Source organism: Pseudomonas sp. D1HM (assembly GCF_019266105.1).
Taxonomy (GTDB): Bacteria; Pseudomonadota; Gammaproteobacteria; order Pseudomonadales; family Pseudomonadaceae; genus Aquipseudomonas; species Aquipseudomonas taetrolens.
Genome location: NZ_LRMN01000021.1, coordinates 1 through 3363, shown reverse-complemented (window position 1 = coordinate 3363; position 3363 = coordinate 1). Strand labels below are relative to the sequence as shown.

Annotated in this window: 2 rRNA genes; both read right to left on the bottom strand. The window is 50.4% G+C overall.

Annotated features, from left to right (window positions below):
• Nucleotides 1-12: 12 nt before the first annotated feature.
• Nucleotides 13-128: ribosomal RNA gene (rrf, locus tag AWM69_RS20240) — 5S ribosomal RNA — on the bottom strand.
• Between the two features lie 157 nt (nucleotides 129-285).
• Nucleotides 286-3177, bottom strand: a 23S ribosomal RNA gene (locus AWM69_RS20235).
• Nucleotides 3178-3363: the final 186 nt, after the last annotated feature.

The window sequence follows — 3363 nt, the reverse complement described above, 5'->3', positions numbered from 1 at the left end:
TTTGGAATTTAATCTTGACGATGACCTACTCTCACATGGGGAAACCCCACACTACCATCGGCGATGCATCGTTTCACTACTGAGTTCGGGATGGGATCAGGTGGTTCCAATGCTCTATGGTCGTCAAGAAATTCGGTAGCCAGGTCGTTTACCTTTCGGTTCACGCTCCAGCGAATGGGTATGTAATAGAGTCGGTGTTTTGTGAGTTGCAAACTTTCGGTTTGTATCGTCTTCACACACCGCAATCTGGTGCTCTTTCGAGTCAGCAAATTGCTTGGGTGTTATATGGTCAAGCCTCACGGGCAATTAGTATTGGTTAGCTCAACGCCTCACAGCGCTTACACACCCAACCTATCAACGTCGTAGTCTTCGACGGCCCTTTAGGGAACTCAAGGTTCCAGTGAGATCTCATCTTGAGGCAAGTTTCCCGCTTAGATGCTTTCAGCGGTTATCTTTCCCGAACATAGCTACCCGGCAATGCCACTGGCGTGACAACCGGAACACCAGAGGTTCGTCCACTCCGGTCCTCTCGTACTAGGAGCAGCCCCTCTCAAATCTCAAACGTCCACGGCAGATAGGGACCGAACTGTCTCACGACGTTCTAAACCCAGCTCGCGTACCACTTTAAATGGCGAACAGCCATACCCTTGGGACCGGCTTCAGCCCCAGGATGTGATGAGCCGACATCGAGGTGCCAAACACCGCCGTCGATATGAACTCTTGGGCGGTATCAGCCTGTTATCCCCGGAGTACCTTTTATCCGTTGAGCGATGGCCCTTCCATACAGAACCACCGGATCACTAAGACCTACTTTCGTACCTGCTCGACGTGTCTGTCTCGCAGTCAAGCGCGCTTTTGCCTTTATACTCTACGACCGATTTCCGACCGGTCTGAGCGCACCTTCGTACTCCTCCGTTACTCTTTAGGAGGAGACCGCCCCAGTCAAACTACCCACCATACACTGTCCTCGATCCGGATAACGGACCTGAGTTAGAACCTCAAAGTTGCCAGGGTGGTATTTCAAGGTTGGCTCCACGCAGACTGGCGTCCACGCTTCAAAGCCTCCCACCTATCCTACACAAGCAAATTCAAAGTCCAGTGCAAAGCTATAGTAAAGGTTCACGGGGTCTTTCCGTCTAGCCGCGGATACACTGCATCTTCACAGCGATTTCAATTTCACTGAGTCTCGGGTGGAGACAGCGCCGCCATCGTTACGCCATTCGTGCAGGTCGGAACTTACCCGACAAGGAATTTCGCTACCTTAGGACCGTTATAGTTACGGCCGCCGTTTACCGGGGCTTCGATCAAGAGCTTCGCGTTAGCTAACCCCATCAATTAACCTTCCGGCACCGGGCAGGCGTCACACCCTATACGTCCACTTTCGTGTTTGCAGAGTGCTGTGTTTTTAATAAACAGTCGCAGCGGCCTGGTATCTTCGACCGGCGTGGGCTTACGCAGTAAATGCTTCACCCTCACCGGCGCACCTTCTCCCGAAGTTACGGTGCCATTTTGCCTAGTTCCTTCACCCGAGTTCTCTCAAGCGCCTTGGTATTCTCTACCCAACCACCTGTGTCGGTTTGGGGTACGGTTCCTGGTTACCTGAAGCTTAGAAGCTTTTCTTGGAAGCATGGCATCAACCACTTCGTGTTCTAAAAGAACACTCGTCATCAGCTCTCGGCCTTAGAATCCCGGATTTACCTAAGATTCCAGCCTACCACCTTAAACTTGGACAACCAACGCCAAGCTGGCCTAGCCTTCTCCGTCCCTCCATCGCAATAACCAGAAGTACAGGAATATTAACCTGTTTTCCATCGACTACGCTTTTCAGCCTCGCCTTAGGGACCGACTAACCCTGCGTCGATTAACGTTGCGCAGGAAACCTTGGTCTTTCGGCGTGGGTGTTTTTCACACCCATTATCGTTACTCATGTCAGCATTCGCACTTCTGATACCTCCAGCAAGCTTCTCAACTCACCTTCACAGGCTTACAGAACGCTCCTCTACCGCATCACCTAAGTGATACCCGTAGCTTCGGTGTATGGTTTGAGCCCCGTTAAATCTTCCGCGCAGGCCGACTCGACTAGTGAGCTATTACGCTTTCTTTAAAGGGTGGCTGCTTCTAAGCCAACCTCCTAGCTGTCTAAGCCTTCCCACATCGTTTCCCACTTAACCATAACTTTGGGACCTTAGCTGACGGTCTGGGTTGTTTCCCTTTTCACGACGGACGTTAGCACCCGCCGTGTGTCTCCCATGCTCGGCACTTGTAGGTATTCGGAGTTTGCATCGGTTTGGTAAGTCGGGATGACCCCCTAGCCGAAACAGTGCTCTACCCCCTACAGTGATACATGAGGCGCTACCTAAATAGCTTTCGAGGAGAACCAGCTATCTCCGAGCTTGATTAGCCTTTCACTCCGATCCACAGGTCATCCGCTAACTTTTCAACGGTAGTCGGTTCGGTCCTCCAGTTAGTGTTACCCAACCTTCAACCTGCCCATGGATAGATCGCCCGGTTTCGGGTCTATTCCCAGCGACTAGACGCCCTATTAAGACTCGCTTTCGCTACGCCTCCCCTATTCGGTTAAGCTCGCCACTGAAAATAAGTCGCTGACCCATTATACAAAAGGTACGCAGTCACCCAACAAAGTGGGCTCCCACTGCTTGTACGCATACGGTTTCAGGATCTATTTCACTCCCCTCTCCGGGGTTCTTTTCGCCTTTCCCTCACGGTACTAGTTCACTATCGGTCAGTCAGTAGTATTTAGCCTTGGAGGATGGTCCCCCCATATTCAGACAAAGTTTCTCGTGCTCCGTCCTACTCGATTTCACTGCAAAGATGTTTTCGCGTACAGGGCTATCACCCACTATGGCCGCACTTTCCAGAGCGTTCCGCTAACATCAATACAGCTTAAGGGCTGGTCCCCGTTCGCTCGCCACTACTAAGGGAATCTCGGTTGATTTCTTTTCCTCAGGGTACTTAGATGTTTCAGTTCCCCTGGTTCGCTTCTTAAGCCTATGTATTCAGCTTAAGATACCTAACTTATGTTAGGTGGGTTCCCCCATTCAGACATCTCCGGATCAAAGTCTGTTTGCCGACTCCCCGAAGCTTTTCGCAGGCTACCACGTCTTTCATCGCCTCTGACTGCCAAGGCATCCACCGTATGCGCTTCTTCACTTGACCATATAACCCCAAGCAATCTGGTTATACTATGAAGACGACATTCGCCGAAAATTCGCAATTTAACTCACAAATTTTACCTTAGCCTGAATAAACACCAGTGAAAGTGTTATCCAGTCTATCTTTCTATCACATACCCAAATTTTTAAAGAACGATCTAATCAAAAGATCAGAAATCAACATTCACCA